The organism is Metabacillus sp. KUDC1714 (genome assembly GCF_014217835.1).
GTDB lineage: Bacteria > Bacillota > Bacilli > Bacillales > Bacillaceae > Metabacillus > Metabacillus rhizosphaerae.
The window spans coordinates 2,249,850-2,269,630 of record NZ_CP055263.1; the positions used below are offsets into that span (position 1 = coordinate 2,249,850).

8 protein-coding genes, 3 rRNA genes, 1 pseudogene and 2 riboswitches are annotated in these 19,781 nt (G+C 39.8%); all 12 genes and pseudogenes read left to right on the forward strand.

All coding sequences use genetic code 11. The features are described from left to right. The first annotated feature begins 133 nt into the window (after nucleotides 1–133). Nucleotides 134–1,195 (forward strand): NAD(P)-dependent alcohol dehydrogenase, encoded by a 1,062-nt coding sequence (locus tag HUW50_RS10795; RefSeq protein WP_066335665.1) that lies wholly within the window; start codon nucleotides 134–136, stop codon nucleotides 1,193–1,195. Between the two features lie 292 nt (nucleotides 1,196–1,487). Next, a complete protein-coding gene (locus tag HUW50_RS10800) occupies nucleotides 1,488–2,882 on the forward strand; it encodes an MFS transporter (RefSeq protein ID WP_066335661.1) in 1,395 nt (464 codons plus the stop codon). Nucleotides 2,883–2,972: 90 nt separating this feature from the next. Beyond that, a pseudogene (locus tag HUW50_RS10805) lies at nucleotides 2,973–3,955 on the forward strand (carbohydrate kinase family protein). Between the two features lie 252 nt (nucleotides 3,956–4,207). After that, nucleotides 4,208–5,206, forward strand: a complete 999-nt coding sequence (locus HUW50_RS10810; RefSeq protein WP_066335649.1) for a DUF3231 family protein — start codon at nucleotides 4,208–4,210, stop codon at nucleotides 5,204–5,206. 241 nt (nucleotides 5,207–5,447) lie between these two features. Further along, nucleotides 5,448–6,410: an AAA family ATPase gene (locus HUW50_RS10815; RefSeq protein WP_066335648.1), complete on the forward strand. Its 963-nt coding sequence runs from the start codon at nucleotides 5,448–5,450 to the stop codon at nucleotides 6,408–6,410. Further along, the gene (locus HUW50_RS10820) at nucleotides 6,410–7,630 is read left to right on the forward strand and encodes a DUF58 domain-containing protein (RefSeq protein WP_066335647.1); all 1,221 of its coding nucleotides are present in this window, start codon (nucleotides 6,410–6,412) and stop codon (nucleotides 7,628–7,630) included. Before HUW50_RS10815 ends, HUW50_RS10820 begins: the two co-directional genes overlap by 1 nt. Continuing rightward, nucleotides 7,627–9,837, forward strand: coding sequence for a transglutaminase TgpA family protein (locus HUW50_RS10825; protein WP_066335644.1), 2,211 nt, complete (start codon nucleotides 7,627–7,629; stop codon nucleotides 9,835–9,837). Before HUW50_RS10820 ends, HUW50_RS10825 begins: the two co-directional genes overlap by 4 nt. Before the next feature lie 26 nt (nucleotides 9,838–9,863). Beyond that, a riboswitch (purine riboswitch) is annotated at nucleotides 9,864–9,965 on the forward strand. Nucleotides 9,966–10,349: 384 nt separating this feature from the next. Beyond that, nucleotides 10,350–11,870, forward strand: a complete 1,521-nt coding sequence (gene guaA / locus HUW50_RS10830) for a glutamine-hydrolyzing GMP synthase (RefSeq protein ID WP_396652627.1) — start codon at nucleotides 10,350–10,352, stop codon at nucleotides 11,868–11,870. An 83-nt stretch (nucleotides 11,871–11,953) separates the two neighbouring features. Continuing rightward, nucleotides 11,954–12,055, forward strand: a riboswitch (purine riboswitch). A 167-nt stretch (nucleotides 12,056–12,222) separates the two neighbouring features. Further along, complete coding sequence (locus HUW50_RS10835; RefSeq protein ID WP_066335642.1) at nucleotides 12,223–13,545, forward strand: NCS2 family permease; 1,323 nt, start codon at nucleotides 12,223–12,225, stop codon at nucleotides 13,543–13,545. A 341-nt stretch (nucleotides 13,546–13,886) separates the two neighbouring features. Further along, nucleotides 13,887–15,436 (forward strand): 16S ribosomal RNA (locus HUW50_RS10840). 234 nt (nucleotides 15,437–15,670) lie between these two features. Next, nucleotides 15,671–18,601 (forward strand): 23S ribosomal RNA (locus HUW50_RS10845). A gap of 79 nt (nucleotides 18,602–18,680) precedes the next feature. Beyond that, nucleotides 18,681–18,796: ribosomal RNA gene (gene rrf / locus HUW50_RS10850) — 5S ribosomal RNA — on the forward strand. The 16S, 23S and 5S rRNA genes sit together here, the layout of an rRNA operon. Nucleotides 18,797–19,781: the final 985 nt, after the last annotated feature.

Sequence of the window (19,781 nt, forward strand, 5' to 3'; positions counted from 1 at the left end):
TAGAATTAGTTTGTGACAGGGGATATTCTGAAATGTATACACTTACATCGGAATACTTCGAATGAAAATTAATTCTAATTAAAGCGTTTTATTACAGTATTATAGAAATTTTATAAAAGAAAGGAAATTACAGATGAATAACACAGTACCTAAAACCATGAAAGCAGCTGTTATGCACAGCACAAGAGAAATTAGTATTGAAACATTGCCTGTACCCCAAATCGATCATAATGAAGTTTTGATTAAGGTGATGGCAGTTGGCATATGTGGTTCGGATTTACATTATTATACCCATGGTAGAATTGGTAAATACGTAGTGGAGAAACCAATTATCCTTGGCCATGAGTGCTCAGGAGAGATAGCTGCGGTTGGATCTTCTGTTAATAACTTTAAAATCGGCGATCGCGTTGCTGTTGAACCAGGTGTAACCTGCGGACACTGTGAAGCGTGCAAAGAGGGACGTTATAACCTTTGTCCAGATGTGGAGTTTTTGGCAACACCACCAGTTGACGGCGCGTTTGTACAATATATAAAAATGCGACAAGACTTTGTCTTTTCAATCCCTGATAATCTTACCTATGAAGATGCTGCCCTAATAGAGCCCTTTTCTGTTGGGATTCATGCAGCAATGAGAACGAAGCTTCAACCGGGATCAACAATTGCGATTATGGGAATGGGCCCGGTTGGTCTAACGGCTGTTGCAGCAGCCAAAGCGTTTGGAGCAAGCAAAATCATTGTGACTGACTTGGAGCCATTACGGCTTGAGGCTGCAAAACAAATGGGTGCAACTCATGTTATTAATATTCGGGAACAGGATCCACTTATTGAAATCAAAAACATCACAAATGGTATAGGAGTTGATGTTGCTTGGGAAACAGCTGGAAATCCAGTAGCGCTTCAATCCGCGTTAGCTTCCGTTCGTCGTGGTGGAAAGCTTGCTATTGTGGGGCTACCTGCTCAGAATGAAATCCCGCTTAATGTACCACTCATCGCGGACAATGAGATAGATATTTATGGCATCTTTCGGTATGCTAACACATACCCAAAAGGGATCAATTTCCTCGCTTCTGGTATCGTTGACACTAAGCATCTTGTGACGGATAGATATTCGTTAGCAGACACTCGCGAAGCAATGGAACGTGCACTCAATTTTAAGAATGAGTGTTTAAAAGTTATTGTAAATCCAAATGACTAATACTGAGATAAGGATGAATAAATCTATAAACTAGGGGGCTATTCTTCATACCCCCAACAATTAAAAGAAACTAGAGTAAATCTCTAACATTAGAAAGCGGTTTAACTCTCTTGGAGCGGATTTGATATCGATAGAAGAATAACTAATAACTAAATCAATCCGTTTGTGTTGTAGATGAGTTCTATTATAGGAAGAGGAATTGATGACATTGATTTTTGTTCACAATTCCATTATAGACTTGAATACTTCCAATAACACTTATTATTGAAACCGGATTCTGGAGGTATAAACGATGATAGAAGCAGAACAATTAGTAGTAACGAAGTCTAAAGACAAAAATAAAACCAACTCTAGAGCTAGTTTATCCTGGTTAGAACGAATTGGATATGGACTTGGTGATATGTCGTATAATATTGTTTTCCAATTTGTTAATGCATATCTACTATTCTATTATACTGACGTCGGTGGTATTCATCCCGCGGTTATCGCAACCTTATTCTTGGTAGTAAGGGTTTTAGATGCTATTTTTGATCCTATCATGGGTGTCATTTTAGATAAAACCAACACTAGATGGGGGAGAGCAAGGCCATATTTGTTGTGGGTTTCACTTCCTTTTGCATTATTCACTTTCTTGTGTTTTACCACTCCTCAATTTGGACCAACTGGAAACATTATCTATGCGTACATTACTTATATTTTACTCGGCATGTCCTTTAGTATGCAAACGATTCCAGTTAACAGCTTAACAGGACGGATTACGAACGATGTGCAGGAAAGAACAGTATTAACTACCACTCGAATGATATTGGTTTATATTGGGATCCTCCTTTCCATTGCGTGTGCAACACCACTAGCAACAGCTCTAGGTGGCGAGAACCAAGCACTTGGATTTCAGATGACTGCTCTAGTCTACGCTATTGTAAGTATCGTTTTGAATCTCTTTAGCTTTATTACAGTACGAGAGCGGATCGTTCCTAAAAAGAGCAAGAAACATGGAATGAAAATGACTTTATCTGTTTTGATTAAAAACAAGCCTTTGTTAATTCTAGCTTCATCATTTTTAGCGTTCGCTATTGGGTTTAATATTAAGCTCAGTACAATGGTTTACTACTTTACGTACAATGTTGATCAAAAGGAATTGGTGTTTTTTGGAACCGTTCTATTCTTTGGTGCAGCGTTAATTAGTAACGTATTTATCCCTGTAATTTCTGAAAAATGGGGTAGAAAGAACGTGATGATTATCTCGGCTGCTATCTCTCTTGTTTCGTACGTCGGGCTACATTTTACTCCCTATTCTTCAATCACGCTTATTTTAATTTGGTTATTTGCTTCGGGATTCTTTACTACTCCATTGAATACGCTCGCTTGGGGGATGATTGCAGATTGTGTCGATTATGCTGAATGGAAAACTGGAGTTCGGGCAGATGGAGTTGTGATTTCCAGTATGAGTTTTACGAATAAATTAGGAGTTGCACTTGCTGGGTCGTTCTCTGCCATTTATTTAGGAATAGCAGGATATGTTCCTAATGCTGAGCAAACAGTAACTTCACTAAACGCTATTAAAAATATGAATGCATTGATACCTGGACTTTTTATTTTACTTTCGATTGTAATTATTTGCTTCTATCCTATAACTGAAAAGGGATATAAAAAAATGATTTCAGAGTTGGAGCAAAGGTCTAACTAGGAGTGAATATCGTTATTCATTCATTAACTAGTGACGTAAATCTTTCTTGGACTAACATAAATTTAGATTAAGTAAAAGAGTGTGATATATGTGCAAAATAGTAGTGAAAATCTTTCAGTTGTATGTGTTGGAGAGTTATTAATTGATTTTTTTGTACTGATATTGACGTTGATTTAATAGAGGGAAGCCAATTTTTAAAAAGTGCTGGTGGTGCACCGGCCAATGTTTCAGCTGCTATTGCAAAATTAGGAGGAGACGCCTCCTTTAGCGGAAAAGTAGGTAAGGATCCCTTTGGCTATTTCTTGAAACAAACATTAGAAGCTGTAAACGTAGATACCTCTATGCTTGTTATGGATGAGAAAGCAACAACAACACTAGCTTTTGTTTCATTAAAGAAAAATGGAGATCGTGACTTTGTATTCCATAGGGGAGCAGATGCATTGTTAACATTAGGTGATATTGATCAGGATAAAGTAAGTCAATCTAAGATTCTCCATTTTGGTTCGGCTACGGCTATGTTATCAGATCCATTTTGTACAACCTATTTAAATCTCATTTCTAATGCGAAAGATGAGGGGCAATTTATATCTTTTGATCCTAACTATCGAGGCGATTTATGGGCGGGGAGATCCCTTGTGTTTGTCACAATCGCTAAAAAGGCAATTGCTTTAAGTGACTTTGTTAAGGTAAGTGATGAGGAGCTGGAGATAATCACAGGTACTAAAGATTATGAAGAAGGTGTTAATATCCTTCATGCACTTGGAGCAAAGATTATTGCGGTTACCCTAGGTAAAAGAGGAACACTGCTGTCTAATGGCAATAGAAATGAAATTGTAGAAAGCATTCCTGTTACATCAATTGATTCTACAGGAGCAGGAGACGCCTTTGTAGGTGCGACCTTATTCAGGTTAACGAAAACTAAGTATATTAAATCTATTTATAAAGATTTTGAGCAGCTACGTGATATTGTGGCTTATGCGAATAAGATTGGAGCTCTCGTTTGTACAAAAATAGGAGCAATTGAAGCACTGCCGAGTATTAAAGAGGTGGAAAGTTCTATGTATCAAAAGTAATGAAGGGGATTTATAAGAGAATAATACAAAATTTTTAAAATCTCTATTATAAAAATTGCCCATACTTTTGATCATAGGCATTTTTTTAGTGAAAGATGGAAACACTTTTCATTTACTAATGTGATCAACTTCTATTATACATATTTTTATTATCATTTTAATCTTCTAGGAAGTTTGTGACGTTGGGCGAAAATATTGATTCATAAAATTGATCTCAATGGTTACATTAAGAAAAAACTAGGAGGTTTTAATATGACTTCAAGGCCAGCGCCTATCACTTCATCTGAATTAGCTAACCTATGGATGGCTTATCAAGAAAAAACCATGATCGTCAGAGTATTGGAGCATTTTATAGAGCATGCCTCAGATGAAGAAAAGCAGCTTTTACAATCGCATTATAATAGTGCTTTAAATAATATAGAGATGATTACAAGTATTTTACAACAAGAAGGCGCAGTCGTTCCTATTGGTTTTACAGCAAGCGATGTACATAACGGTGTTCCGAAGTTGTATGATTACATGTTCGATATCATGTATTTGCATATGATGACTAAAGTGGAAATGAGTCTTTATGCACTTTTTACAGGCATGTCCTACCGAAAAGATATTGAAGATTTTTTTATTAGTTTGACGTCGGAATCTCAAGCGGTGAACAGCCAAGCAACACAATTCCTATTAGAAAAAGGGGTTCTGGCACGTCCACCTTTTGTAACAATGCCAAAAGAGGTTAATTTTGTACAAGATAAAAATTATATGGGTGGGTTATGGTTTAGTGAAAAGAGATCTTTGAATACAGTTGAAGTTTCTCTTATCCATCATGCTGTTGAAACAAACCTTGTAGGGATGCAATTAATGATTGGCTTTGCTCAAGTTGCTTCTGATCAAGAGGTCCAAGACTTTCTGGCAAAAGGAATGAAATTATCAAAAAAAATTGAAATCGATCTAGGTGAATTTTTACGCGAAAGCTTTATTGAACCCCCAGCTACTCATGCAGGAAAAGCAACAACATCAAAAACAGCACCATTTTCTGATAAATTGATGATGTATAACACCAGTTTATTAGCTTCATTTGGTCTCGGGAGTAATGCATTAGGCGGTGCATTTAGTTTACGAAGTGACTTACCGACAAAAATGGCCTTTATTGCAAAAGATATTTTCACTTTCGCTCAAGATGGTGGGAAAATTATGATCAAAAATGGCTGGATGGAAGAACCACCACAGATTGAAGATCGAAATCAACTAACAAAATAATTGATTTATAAAACATAAAAATTCTAACAAGTTTTATCTAGGTCGTTAATGTACATCCTTAGTTTGGAAAAAATAAATATCACTAAAGCAATAAATAGGTTTCTCAACAGTTCACTGAACAACGAGAAGCCCTTTTTTATTTTAAAATCTAGAAAGTATTGTTAATGCAAAAGGGTTTTGATAAGTTTCTCAGAATACTATAATAGGAAGTAAGGTAGAAACTCACCCTAGGAGGAAAATCATGTCTCATATTGAAGAAATGCATCCAAAACTCAGACGAGTTATTGAAAATATTGAAAATGTAATGATTGGAAAGAGAGATGTTAGCGTATTAAGTCTTGTGGCGTTACTTGCAAATGGTCATGTTTTACTTGAAGATGTTCCTGGTGTAGGGAAAACGATGATGGTTCGTGCACTTGCAAAATCGGTAGGGGTAGAGTTTAAACGAATTCAGTTTACTCCAGATTTACTCCCGTCAGATGTAACAGGTGTGTCGATCTATAATCCTAAGGAATTAAGATTTGAGTTTCGGGAGGGGCCTATTTTTGGTAATGTGATTCTAGCGGATGAAATCAATCGTACGTCGCCAAAAACTCAATCTGCCTTACTTGAAGGAATGGAAGAGGGAAGTATCACTGTTGATGGTATAACAAGAGTACTTGCTAAGCCTTTCTTTGTTATGGCAACACAAAACCCAGTAGATTACGAGGGTACGTATCCACTACCTGAGGCACAGCTTGATCGATTTTTGTTTAAGCTAAGAATGGGTTACCCATCCAAGTCCGAAGAATTTGAAGTACTGACACTAGCAGAAAAGGAAAGACCAATTCATAAAATTGATAGTGTCATTACAAAAGAGGAATTAGTTGAACTTCAAAACGAAATTCAGCATGTGTTCGTAGATGAAACGATTAAGAATTATATAATAGATATTACTGGAAAAACAAGAAAGCATCCATCCATTTATTTAGGAGCTAGTCCTCGTGCTTCAATTGCACTAATGAAGGCAGCTCAAGCGTATGCTTTTATTACTGGAAGAGATTATATCATTCCAGATGATATTCAATTTTTAGCACAGTATGTGTTACCACATCGGATTATTTTAAGATCAGAAGCAAAATTTGAGGGGAAAACTGCTGAAGAAATCGTAAGTGATATTATCATTAGGACAACTGTGCCGGTGCAAAGGTCGTTAAGTCGTTAATGTTGAATTCCTTCAAGAAATTTAGTACAGGTTGGAAGCTTGTTTCCCTCATATTTCTCACATTAGCAGCATTTAGCTATGCGATGTTTCAAGGTGGATTTGTTAGCTGGTTTCTCTTCTATAGTTTTTTACCCTTTGCGATTTACTCACTTTTGTTAATGTTATATCCTGTTCGTGGATTCAAAGTTACTAGAACCGTCAATCAAGAGCAATTTACTGTTGGTCAAACACTAATTAGTACAATTACGATAAAAAGAAAATTACCATTTCCTTTATTTTATCTGTTAGTTGAGGATGAACTTTCTGAAAAGCTCCAGGCTAGTGAAATGGTGGAAGGACCAAAAAAACTCTTTTTTCCATGGTTTAAAAGAAGAATTTCTTTTAGCTATGTTTTAAATCAAATGCCCCGGGGAGAGCACCATTTTTCCACGATTCGTATTAGAACGGGAGATCTCTTTGGAATGATTGAAAAAGAGGTGTTCTTTGAGGTGGAGAATTATTTTCTCGTTTACCCCTCAATAGTAAGTTTAGTCTATCATCCAAATCAAAGGCAATTTGAACAAGGATCTGCCTCTAGTTTAGCGAAATACTGGCAGGATTCGACGATGGCAGTTGGCGTTAGGGAGTATCAGCCCGGGGATAAGTTTGCTTGGATTGATTGGAAAGCTACTGCGAGAAGAGACTCAATCATGACAAAGGAATTTGAACAGATGCAAAGTCATGATGTTGTCATCATTTTGGATCGTACAAAGTCGGTTATGTTTGAATCGTTGATTACGTATACAGCTTCTTTAATACGGGCAATTATTAGAAGTGGGGCTCGTGTTGGTCTTGTTTCAATTGGGAAAAGTAAAAATATTTTTCAATTACATGCTGATGAGCAGCATAGTAGGGAACTTTTGTATCATCTTGCAAAAGTTGATTGTGATAGTAACGAACCTTTATCAACTATTTTACAAAACGATCTATTGAAAACGGAAATGAAGCAAGTTACAAATATCATTGTTTCTAGCCATCTATCAGTAGATTTTGTCCGTAAACTCGAATATCTTGTGAAACAGCAGCAAAAGTATATACTGTTCATGATTAAAAAAGGTCATGAAGAAATCTCAAAAGAAGAGACTGTTTTAATCGAGCGATTGAAAAAGCATCATATTGAAGTGAAAGTTGTTAGTAGTTTAGCTACTAATAAAGGGTTTAAAGAGGTGAAAAGCTCGTGACAACTCAAATTTCTCATGATGGGAAAGCAACTGCCTTCGTCTATTACTTATTTGCGTTTATGCTGTTATGGGAGTGGCTAAGACCACTTCAAGAATTTACAGATACTGCAAATACGTTTATTTTTGTTTTCTTTATCGGAATAAGTTTCTTACTTATTTTCTTTAAATCTCGTTGGTATGTTACTTTTCCAGTGAAGATAATTATCATTTTATTTATGCTACATGGTCTCTATTTCGAAGGTGTGTTTTTTAGTTTCCTTTGGGTAAAAGAGCTAGTTAAGGATATTATGTTTAATATCAGTTTAATTCCAGGTGTTGACTGGGAAATTATGACTCCTTCTTTTAGATCATTCTTGTTTTTTATTTTATTATGGTTACTAGTTTACTTGATTCATTATTGGATTCTATTTCAAAAACGTATATTTGTTTTCTTTGTGTTAACGCTTCTGTATATAACTGTTTTAGATACTTTTACACCATATGATGCCACATTCGCAATTGTACGAACTGTATTAATTGGATTTTTCATGCTTGGTTTGCTTTATTTTGATCGTCTAAAAAAGATAGAAAACTTAAAAGTGAATGGAATGGCATCCTTCCGTTGGATATTACCACTATTTGCCTTCATTTTCCTGTCAATGTTTCTAGCGTTTTTAGCACCGAAGGCTTCGCCGCAATGGCCAGATCCCGTCCCATATATTGCAGCTATTGGGCGAGAAGATGAAGATGAAGGTGGTTTGAAGAAAATTGGTTACAGCCAAAATGATGAGAAGCTTGGTGGAGGTTTTATCGGGGACGATACAGAGGTTTTTACACATGTATCAACAGATCGACATTATTGGCGGATTGAAACGAAAGACGTTTACACTGGGAAAGGGTGGGAGGTATCTGACCCAGAAGCAAGCCTAGAGGAACTAAAACTTGATGAATTAAATTGGACTGATGATAGAGTAGAGACGAAAAGTTTGGAATCGACAATAACCATTGATAAAAGCTATCGCCATCTCCATGTGATGTATCCCCTTGGCATAACATCTGTTCAAACGGATAACAATATGGGTTTTTATTTTAATCGAAATACCGAATTAATTACTCCTTTCCAGGAAGATGAGGGTTCACGGGCGGAGTTTATGACCTATGAAGTTGGTTATGAACTCCCTTCATATCCCCTTAATGAAATGAGGAAGGAGCAAAAGTTTTCTAATGTTCCTGAAGGGTTTATTGAACGATACACACAATTACCTGATTCACTACCTAGCCGTGTGAGGGATCTTGCAGTTCAGTTAACTGCAAATGCAGATAATCAATTCGATCAAGCAAAGGCAATTGAGAATTATTTAGGGTCAGTTGAATTCACATATGATAAGGAAGAAGTCGCCATCCCAGGGGAAGATCAAGATTATGTTGATCAATTTTTATTTGAAACATTAAAGGGGTATTGTGATAACTTTTCAACATCAATGATTGTTTTATTACGTTCAATTGATATCCCTGCAAGATGGGTCAAAGGTTATACAGAAGGGGATTTCATTAATAACGTAACTAGTACTGAAAAGGAATATCAGGTTACAAATAATAATGCCCATTCATGGGTTGAAATCTATTTTGATGGTGTTGGCTGGGTTCCTTTTGAACCAACTAAAGGTTTTGTAAATCCTTATGATCTTACTTTTGACTATAAGAATACTGAAGTCGAACAAGATCAGATAGGGGAGGAAGATTCCAGTACTGAAAAAGAGGAACAAGAGCAAAAACCAACACCAGAAAAACCTGAGAAGGAAGAGCAAGGAACAACTGCCTCCTCAGACAATAAAGGATTAAGCTTGTTTAACTTTCAATTAGGTAGTGTTAGTTTATATGGCACGCTTTTGTTTATTCTTTTACTTGGTTTTGCAATTTATAAAACTAGAATGAAATGGCTGCCAAAATTTATAATTAATAAATACAAAAAACGTACGGATGATGAAGTATTTTTCCAAGCATATGAGTCACTATTAAAACAATTTGATCGTTACGGAATAAAAAGAAAGGAAAGCCAAACCTTACGAGAATATGCTCATTATATTGATCGTTATTTTAATATTGTGCATATGACAGCATTGACGAGAAACTATGAAAAGGCATTGTATCGTCGAGATAATGCAAAAGAGGAATGGCAAAGATCAGTTGAATTGTGGGAAAATTTAATTAAAAGGACATCATCTTGACCATTGTATAAGAGATTGATAGAATAAATAAAATTATATAAATCCTTCATATATCCTCGAAAATATGGTTCGAGAGTCTCTACCGGGTAACCGAAAATAACCTGACTATGAAGGCAGAATAAGTTCGCGCATGTGACTAGAATTCTGCCTTCTTTTTATTTGAAGGCCAGGAGTCTAGTTTTTTTGCTATTTAGGCTAAGCTATATACTTGTAAGTATTTTTTGGGTTATGATGCTTTGTATGATAGCTAGTCTTTAGTATGAAAGAAATGGGGACGGAACTACGCTAATTAATTAGCATAACCAGACTATTTCCGAATTAGATAGTTGAGCTTCTATAGGCTAGAATAGAGCTTGCTCTTTTGCGAGGCCATATAGGAAAGGGACTTGTTTTAAAACTCAGCTTTTTCCTTATTTTAATGGTGACGTGAATTTGTTAAATGAGTTTTGTATAATAAGTAATATTGTAGTGATAATACGGATGAGGTGACGATAGTGGCAAACATTCATGAAATGGTAGTAGTTTTAGACTTCGGGAGTCAGTATAATCAATTAATTACTAGACGAATTCGCGAATTTGGAGTTTATAGTGAGTTGCATCCTCACACACTTACAGCTGAAGAGATTAAAAAAATGAATCCAAAAGGAGTCATTCTTTCAGGTGGACCTAATAGCGTATATGGTGAAAATGCTTTTAGTTGTGATGAAGCAATCTTTGATTTAGGGATTCCTGTTTTAGGTATTTGTTACGGAATGCAGCTTATGACACATACTCTTGGCGGAAAAGTTGAAGCAGCTGATCACCGTGAATATGGTAAAGCGACAATTGATATTCACGGAAAGCCTTCGCTTTTCTCTGACTTACCAGAGCAACAAGTTGTTTGGATGAGTCATGGTGATCTTGTAAAAGAAATCCCTCAAGGGTTTAGTGTAGATGCTATAAGTACATCATGTCCATATGCAGCAATTAGTAATGAAGAGCGTAAGTTTTATGGCGTTCAATTCCATCCAGAAGTACGCCACTCTGAATTTGGAAATGACCTTTTGAAAAACTTTGTATTTTCTATTTGTGAGTGTGCAGGTAACTGGTCAATGGAGAACTTCATTGAGATGGAAACTGACAAATTGAAGGCAAAAGTAGGTAATAAAAAGGTATTATGCGCGTTAAGTGGTGGTGTTGATTCATCAGTTGTAGCGGTATTAATCCATAAAGCTATTGGTGACCAATTAACATGTATCTTTGTTGATCATGGTCTATTGCGGAAAAATGAAGCTGAGAGTGTAATGAAGACATTCACTGAAGGCTTTAATATGAATGTTATAAAAGTTGACGCAAAAGATCGCTTCTTAAACAAATTAAAGGGTGTTTCAGATCCTGAACAAAAACGTAAAATCATCGGAAATGAATTTATTTACGTTTTTGATGATGAATCAGCTAAATTAGAAGGTATTGAATTCTTAGCTCAAGGTACACTTTACACTGATATCATTGAGAGTGGTACAGCAACAGCGCAAACAATTAAATCTCATCATAATGTTGGCGGCCTTCCAGAAGATATGGAATTTGAATTAATAGAGCCATTAAGCACGTTATTTAAAGATGAGGTTCGTGCATTAGGTACAGAGCTAGGAATTCCAGATGAAATTGTCTGGAGACAACCTTTCCCTGGTCCTGGACTAGGTATTAGAGTACTTGGTGAAATTTCTGATGAAAAACTTGAAATTGTTCGTGAATCTGACTATATCTTACGTGAGGAAATTAAAAAGGCTGGTCTAGATCGTGATATTTGGCAGTACTTCACAGTTTTGCCTGACATTCGTAGTGTTGGGGTAATGGGAGATGCGAGAACTTATGATTATACAATCGGTATCCGTGCAGTTACGTCTATTGATGGTATGACATCTGACTGGGCACGAATTCCATGGGATGTATTAGAGGTTATTTCAACAAGAATCGTTAATGAAGTAAAACATATTAACCGTGTTGTGTACGATATTACTAGTAAGCCACCTGCAACAATTGAGTGGGAGTAAAATACGAACGAAACGAACATTATTTTAAATAATGTTCGTTTTTTGTTGACGGAGGGACTTTAGGCTGATAGAATGAAAAAGGAATTAAATAAGACGAAATACATCGTATAATATTGGGGATATGGCCCAAAAGTTTCTACCAAGCTACCTTAAATGGCTTGACTACGAAGTACTAATAAATAGGTGGAAAGTACTGTTTATTACTATTTTTGTACGTCAAGCGCTCACGTTTCTATGGTGGGCGTTTTTTGTTTGAACTTATTATTTAAATGAATAGAACTCATTAGTGTATATAAAATAAACCCATATCCCTTGCGTTAACATTTGAATTAAATTTAGGAGGACAATCATAATGAAGAAGTATTTTCAATTTGATGAATTAGGTACTACTTATCGCCGTGAAGTTATTGGTGGATTAACGACTTTCTTATCGATGGCATATATTTTGTTCGTAAATCCAACTACATTGTCAATGAGCTCGATCCCTGATTTACCAGCAGAAATGAGAATGGATCCAGGTGCGGTCTTTACAGCTACTGCGATTGCTGCAGCAATTGGTTCTCTATTAATGGGCCTTTTAGCAAAGTATCCAATTGCGCTTGCTCCAGGTATGGGATTAAACGCATTTTTCTCTTTCACAGTTGTATTAACGATGGGCGTACCTTGGCAAACTGCTTTGTCTGGTGTGTTGGTATCGGGTTTAATTTTTACTCTACTTACTTTGTCGGGCTTACGCGAAAAAATCATTAATTCAATTCCTGCAGAACTAAAATTTGCTGTAGGAGCTGGAATTGGACTTTTCATTACATTTATCGGGTTTCAAAATGCAGGTATTATTGTAAATAATGATGCAACACTTGTTGGATTAGGAGATTTATCAAACCCACAAACACTTCTAGCTATATTTGGAGTGGTTCTTACAATCATACTAATGGTTCGTGGCGTTAAAGGTGGAATTTTCTACGGAATGCTGATTACGGCAATTATAGGAATGTTCTTTAATCAAATTGACGTACCTGATAAGATTGTCGGTTCGATCCCAAGCTTAGCGCCAACATTCGGGCAAGCATTTATGAACTTGGATCAAATTTTTACAATACAAATGCTGGTTGTTATCTTAACTTTCTTATTTGTAGATTTCTTTGATACTGCAGGTACTTTAGTAGCGGTAGCGAATCAAGCTGGTTTAATGAAGGAAAACAAATTACCAAGAGGAGGGAAAGCGTTGTTTGCTGATTCAGCAGCAACAGTTGTAGGTTCCATTTTAGGGACATCAACTACTACTTCTTATATTGAATCCTCTGCAGGAGTTGCGGCAGGTGCTCGTTCCGGATTTGCTTCAGTAGTAACAGCAGTTCTCTTCTTGCTAGCATTATTCTTTTCTCCATTATTAGGAGTTATTACACCTGCAGTAACTGCACCAGCTTTAATTATTGTAGGTATATTAATGGTTTCGTCATTAGGGAAGATTGATTGGGAACGTTTTGAAATTGCAGTTCCAGCATTTTTAATAATTATTACAATGCCATTAGCATATAGTATTGCAACTGGTATTGCGATTGGATTCATCTTCTATCCTATTACAATGGCTCTTAAAGGCAGGGCTAAAGAAATACATCCAATAATGTACGGATTGTTTGTTGTTTTTGTTTTGTATTTTATCTTCATATTATAGAAAGTAATCATAAAGAGGAAGATAGTGAGGTCACACTGTCTTCCTCTTTTACTATTTTGAGAATTAATCTTTATGAATTAATTGTTGACTCTATTATTTATAACTGTTATAGTAATAAAGGTCATCCGAGAGGCAATCATAACTCAGAGATTGACACAAAAAAACATTTCGAAATATGTTGACATTTTATTTTGAAATGTGTTATATTATTAAAGTCGCTTCTGAGAGAAATGACTAACGATGATCTTTGAAAACTAAACAAAACCAAGCGTGCCAACGTTAATTTTTAATTAACAAAAACGTACTATATAGTACAAAACTTATGAGCTATATCAAACACTTTATTGGAGAGTTTGATCCTGGCTCAGGACGAACGCTGGCGGCGTGCCTAATACATGCAAGTCGAGCGAATCGATGGGAGCTTGCTCCCAGAGGTTAGCGGCGGACGGGTGAGTAACACGTGGGTAACCTGCCTGTAAGATTGGGATAACTCCGGGAAACCGGAGCTAATACCGGATAACATTTTGAACCGCATGGTTCAAAATTGAAAGGTGGCTTTTGCTACCACTTACAGATGGACCCGCGGCGCATTAGCTAGTTGGTGAGGTAACGGCTCACCAAGGCAACGATGCGTAGCCGACCTGAGAGGGTGATCGGCCACACTGGGACTGAGACACGGCCCAGACTCCTACGGGAGGCAGCAGTAGGGAATCTTCCGCAATGGACGAAAGTCTGACGGAGCAACGCCGCGTGAACGATGAAGGCCTTCGGGTCGTAAAGTTCTGTTGTTAGGGAAGAACAAGTACCAGAGTAACTGCTGGTACCTTGACGGTACCTAACCAGAAAGCCACGGCTAACTACGTGCCAGCAGCCGCGGTAATACGTAGGTGGCAAGCGTTGTCCGGAATTATTGGGCGTAAAGCGTACGCAGGCGGTTTCTTAAGTCTGATGTGAAAGCCCACGGCTCAACCGTGGAGGGTCATTGGAAACTGGGGAACTTGAGTACAGAAGAGGAGAGTGGAATTCCACGTGTAGCGGTGAAATGCGTAGAGATGTGGAGGAACACCAGTGGCGAAGGCGACTCTCTGGTCTGTAACTGACGCTGAGGTACGAAAGCGTGGGGAGCGAACAGGATTAGATACCCTGGTAGTCCACGCCGTAAACGATGAGTGCTAAGTGTTAGAGGGTTTCCGCCCTTTAGTGCTGCAGCAAACGCATTAAGCACTCCGCCTGGGGAGTACGGTCGCAAGACTGAAACTCAAAGGAATTGACGGGGGCCCGCACAAGCGGTGGAGCATGTGGTTTAATTCGAAGCAACGCGAAGAACCTTACCAGGTCTTGACATCCCACTGCCCGGTATAGAGATATACCTTTCCCTTCGGGGACAGTGGTGACAGGTGGTGCATGGTTGTCGTCAGCTCGTGTCGTGAGATGTTGGGTTAAGTCCCGCAACGAGCGCAACCCTTGATCTTAGTTGCCAGCATTTAGTTGGGCACTCTAAGGTGACTGCCGGTGACAAACCGGAGGAAGGTGGGGATGACGTCAAATCATCATGCCCCTTATGACCTGGGCTACACACGTGCTACAATGGATGGTACAAAGGGCTGCAAGACCGCGAGGTCAAGCCAATCCCATAAAACCATTCTCAGTTCGGATTGCAGGCTGCAACTCGCCTGCATGAAGCTGGAATCGCTAGTAATCGCGGATCAGCATGCCGCGGTGAATACGTTCCCGGGCCTTGTACACACCGCCCGTCACACCACGAGAGTTTGTAACACCCGAAGTCGGTGGGGTAACCGTAAGGAGCCAGCCGCCTAAGGTGGGACAGATGATTGGGGTGAAGTCGTAACAAGGTAGCCGTATCGGAAGGTGCGGCTGGATCACCTCCTTTCTAAGGAAAATGAGGCACACTTGGTTTTTGTTTAGTTTTGAGAGATTATTTTAGATCTTTCATTATAAGTAAGAAAAGACATAGGAGTTTAAATGCATTCAGCATTTGCACATCCTGTGCTTTATGTTCCTTGAAAACTAGATAACGATAACAATTCAAGTAATTCACTGAGTTTAAACGCTTAGTTTAGTGATTCTCTTAATAATTGATTTAAATGACATTTTTAATGTCGAAGGTTAAGTTGTTAAGGGCGCACGGTGGATGCCTTGGCACTAGGAGCCGATGAAGGACGGTACTAACACCGATATGCTTCGGGGAGCTGTAAGTAAGCTTTGATCCGGAGATTTCCGAATGGGGAAACCCACTGCTCGTAATGGAGTAGTATTTTTACCTGAATACATAGGGTAATAAAGGCAGACCCGGGGAACTGAAACATCTAAGTACCCGGAGGAAGAGAAAGCAAACGCGATTTCCTGAGTAGCGGCGAGCGAAACGGAATTAGCCCAAACCAAGAGGCTTGCCTCTTGGGGTTGTAGGACACTCTATACGGAGTTACAAAGGAACGAAGTAAATGAAGAGGTCTGGAAAGGCCCGTCAAAGAAGGTAACAACCCTGTAGTTGAAACTTCGTTCCCTCCAGAGTGGATCCTGAGTACGGCGGGACACGAGAAATCCCGTCGGAAGCAGGGAGGACCATCTCCCAAGGCTAAATACTCCCTAGTGACCGATAGTGAACCAGTACCGTGAGGGAAAGGTGAAAAGCACCCCGGAAGGGGAGTGAAATAGATCCTGAAACCGTGTGCCTACAAGTAGTCAAAGCCCGTTAATGGGTAATGGCGTGCCTTTTGTAGAATGAACCGGCGAGTTACGATCCCGTGCAAGGTTAAGTTGATGAGACGGAGCCGCAGCGAAAGCGAGTCTGAATAGGGCGAAAGAGTACGTGGTCGTAGACCCGAAACCAGGTGATCTACCCATGTCCAGGGTGAAGTTCAGGTAACACTGAATGGAGGCCCGAACCCACGCACGTTGAAAAGTGCGGGGATGAGGTGTGGGTAGCGGAGAAATTCCAATCGAACCTGGAGATAGCTGGTTCTCTCCGAAATAGCTTTAGGGCTAGCCTTGAATTTAGAGTCTTGGAGGTAGAGCACTGATTGGACTAGGGGCCCCCAACGGGTTACCGAATTCAGTCAAACTCCGAATGCCAAAGACTTATATTCAGGAGTCAGACTGCGAGTGATAAGATCCGTAGTCAAGAGGGAAACAGCCCAGACCACCAGCTAAGGTCCCAAAGTATACGTTAAGTGGAAAAGGATGTGGAGTTGCTTAGACAACCAGGATGTTGGCTTAGAAGCAGCCACCATTTAAAGAGTGCGTAATAGCTCACTGGTCGAGTGACTCTGCGCCGAAAATGTACCGGGGCTAAACGTATCACCGAAGCTGTGGACTGTTCTTTTAGAACAGTGGTAGGAGAGCGTTCTAAGGGCTGTGAAGCTAGACCGTAAGGACTAGTGGAGCGCTTAGAAGTGAGAATGCCGGTATGAGTAGCGAAAGAGGGGTGAGAATCCCCTCCACCGAATGCCTAAGGTTTCCTGAGGAAGGCTCGTCCGCTCAGGGTAAGTCGGGACCTAAGCCGAGGCCGAAAGGCGTAGGCGATGGACAACAGGTTGAAATTCCTGTACCACCTCCTCACCATTTGAGCAATGGGGGGACGCAGAAGGATAGGGTAAGCGCGCTGTTGGATATGCGCGTCCAAGCAGTTAGGCTGACAACGAGGCAAATCCCGTTGTCACATAAGGCTGAGCTGTGATGGCGAGGGAACTATAGTACCGAAGTTCCTGATTCCACACTGCCAAGAAAAGCCTCTAGCGAGGTGAGAGGTGCCCGTACCGCAAACCGACACAGGTAGGCGAGGAGAGAATCCTAAGGTGAGCGAGAGAACTCTCGTTAAGGAACTCGGCAAAATGACCCCGTAACTTCGGGAGAAGGGGTGCTTTTTAGGGTGAATAGCCCGGAAAAGCCGCAGTGAATAGGCCCAGGCGACTGTTTAGCAAAAACACAGGTCTCTGCGAAGCCGCAAGGCGAAGTATAGGGGCTGACGCCTGCCCGGTGCTGGAAGGTTAAGGGGAGAGGTTAGCGTAAGCGAAGCTTTGAACCGAAGCCCCAGTAAACGGCGGCCGTAACTATAACGGTCCTAAGGTAGCGAAATTCCTTGTCGGGTAAGTTCCGACCCGCACGAAAGGCGTAACGATCTGGGCACTGTCTCAACGAGAGACTCGGTGAAATTATAGTACCTGTGAAGATGCAGGTTACCCGCGACAGGACGGAAAGACCCCGTGGAGCTTTACTGTAGCCTGATATTGAATTTTGGTACAGCTTGTACAGGATAGGTAGGAGCCTGAGAAGCCGGAGCGCTAGCTTCGGTGGAGGCGTCGGTGGGATACTACCCTGGCTGTATTGAAATTCTAACCCACAGCCCTTATCGGGCTGGGAGACAGTGTCAGGTGGGCAGTTTGACTGGGGCGGTCGCCTCCTAAAATGTAACGGAGGCGCCCAAAGGTTCCCTCAGAATGGTTGGAAATCATTCGTAGAGTGTAAAGGCACAAGGGAGCTTGACTGCGAGACCTACAAGTCGAGCAGGGACGAAAGTCGGGCTTAGTGATCCGGTGGTTCCGCATGGAAGGGCCATCGCTCAACGGATAAAAGCTACCCCGGGGATAACAGGCTTATCTCCCCCAAGAGTCCACATCGACGGGGAGGTTTGGCACCTCGATGTCGGCTCATCGCATCCTGGGGCTGTAGTCGGTCCCAAGGGTTGGGCTGTTCGCCCATTAAAGCGGTACGCGAGCTGGGTTCAGAACGTCGTGAGACAGTTCGGTCCCTATCCGTCGTGGGCGTAGGAAATTTGAGAGGAGCTGTCCTTAGTACGAGAGGACCGGGATGGACGCACCGCTGGTGTACCAGTTGTCTTGCCAAAGGCATAGCTGGGTAGCTATGTGCGGAAGGGATAAGTGCTGAAAGCATCTAAGCATGAAGCCCCCCTCAAGATGAGATTTCCCATAGCGTAAGCTAGTAAGATCCCTGAAAGATGATCAGGTTGATAGGTCTGAGGTGGAAGCGCGGTGACGTGTGGAGCTGACAGATACTAATCGATCGAGGACTTAACCTAATAAAAGCGTTAAATGAAGTGAATTGAATTGTGTATCGTTATCTAGTTTTGAAGGAACATCCCTTCAACTTTATAATTATCTGGTAATGATGGCGAAGAGGCCACACCCGTTCCCATGCCGAACACGGAAGTTAAGCTCTTCAGCGCCGATGGTAGTTGGGGGTTTCCCCCTGTGAGAGTAGGACGTTGCCAGGTAAAAGAGAAAAAGATCAGTAGAGGTACTGGTCTTTTTTGTATATTCCTTCTAAACTGCAAGGTTTAATCATTTAAAATTGAAGACAAATTTAACCTACTAGCCTGAGGCTTGGGAGAAGCAAGAAGGTCGAGAAAGCGCAGTGAATGAAGACCGGAATGTGCGTTCTTGGCACATGAGGATCTGAATGAACAAGCTGACGAAGAGATTCGCCGCTTATCGCAAGCCAATATCCGAACATGGAAGTTAAGCTCTCTGCGCCGATGGTAGTTGGGGGTTTCCCCCTGTGAGAGTAGGACGTTGCCAGGTAAGAGAGAAAAAGATCAGTAGAGATACTGGTCTTTTTTGTTGTTGATTCTATGTAATTTATTAGGTGGTGCATTAATAATGAACATAAAACCTTACTTCATAGTCTGTTAGAACTCCGTTTACGGTAAATTGTAAAATTACCTTCTTAAATCGAGCAAATACGAAATTTGCATTGAGGAGTTGCTTATAAACAATTATTTCTGGAGATGAACCCATTCCTTCATCTACGTATTACTACAAAAGGCCGTCTGAAAAGAGAGAGGATACTTTCGGACGGCCGCTTCTATTTATTTAAAAATTTAATCCTTTTTTATAACCTATCACTTAGTGGTAGTTAGAATAAAAAGTAATAAACATATCTTACAACTAACAAACAATTAGTACAAAACGTTATAAACATCTATGGGAAGCGCTTTCATAAATAGGGTGATTATTGATTGTCCATAAACCTTCATTATCAGGGAAAATGAGAAATAAAAAGTTCCTATATTTAATATTTGTGTATTTCATGCAAAAATGGATGGTTGTATAAGAGTGATCGAGATCGATATAATCAAATTGCGAATATTCAAAAAACAAGAGGGAGGTAGAGAATGGGTCATTTACCGGTTAATCAGCATAGGGAATCAAACCTGAAAATGAAGGCAAATGTACTAATTAAGAAGAAAAGTCTCATCC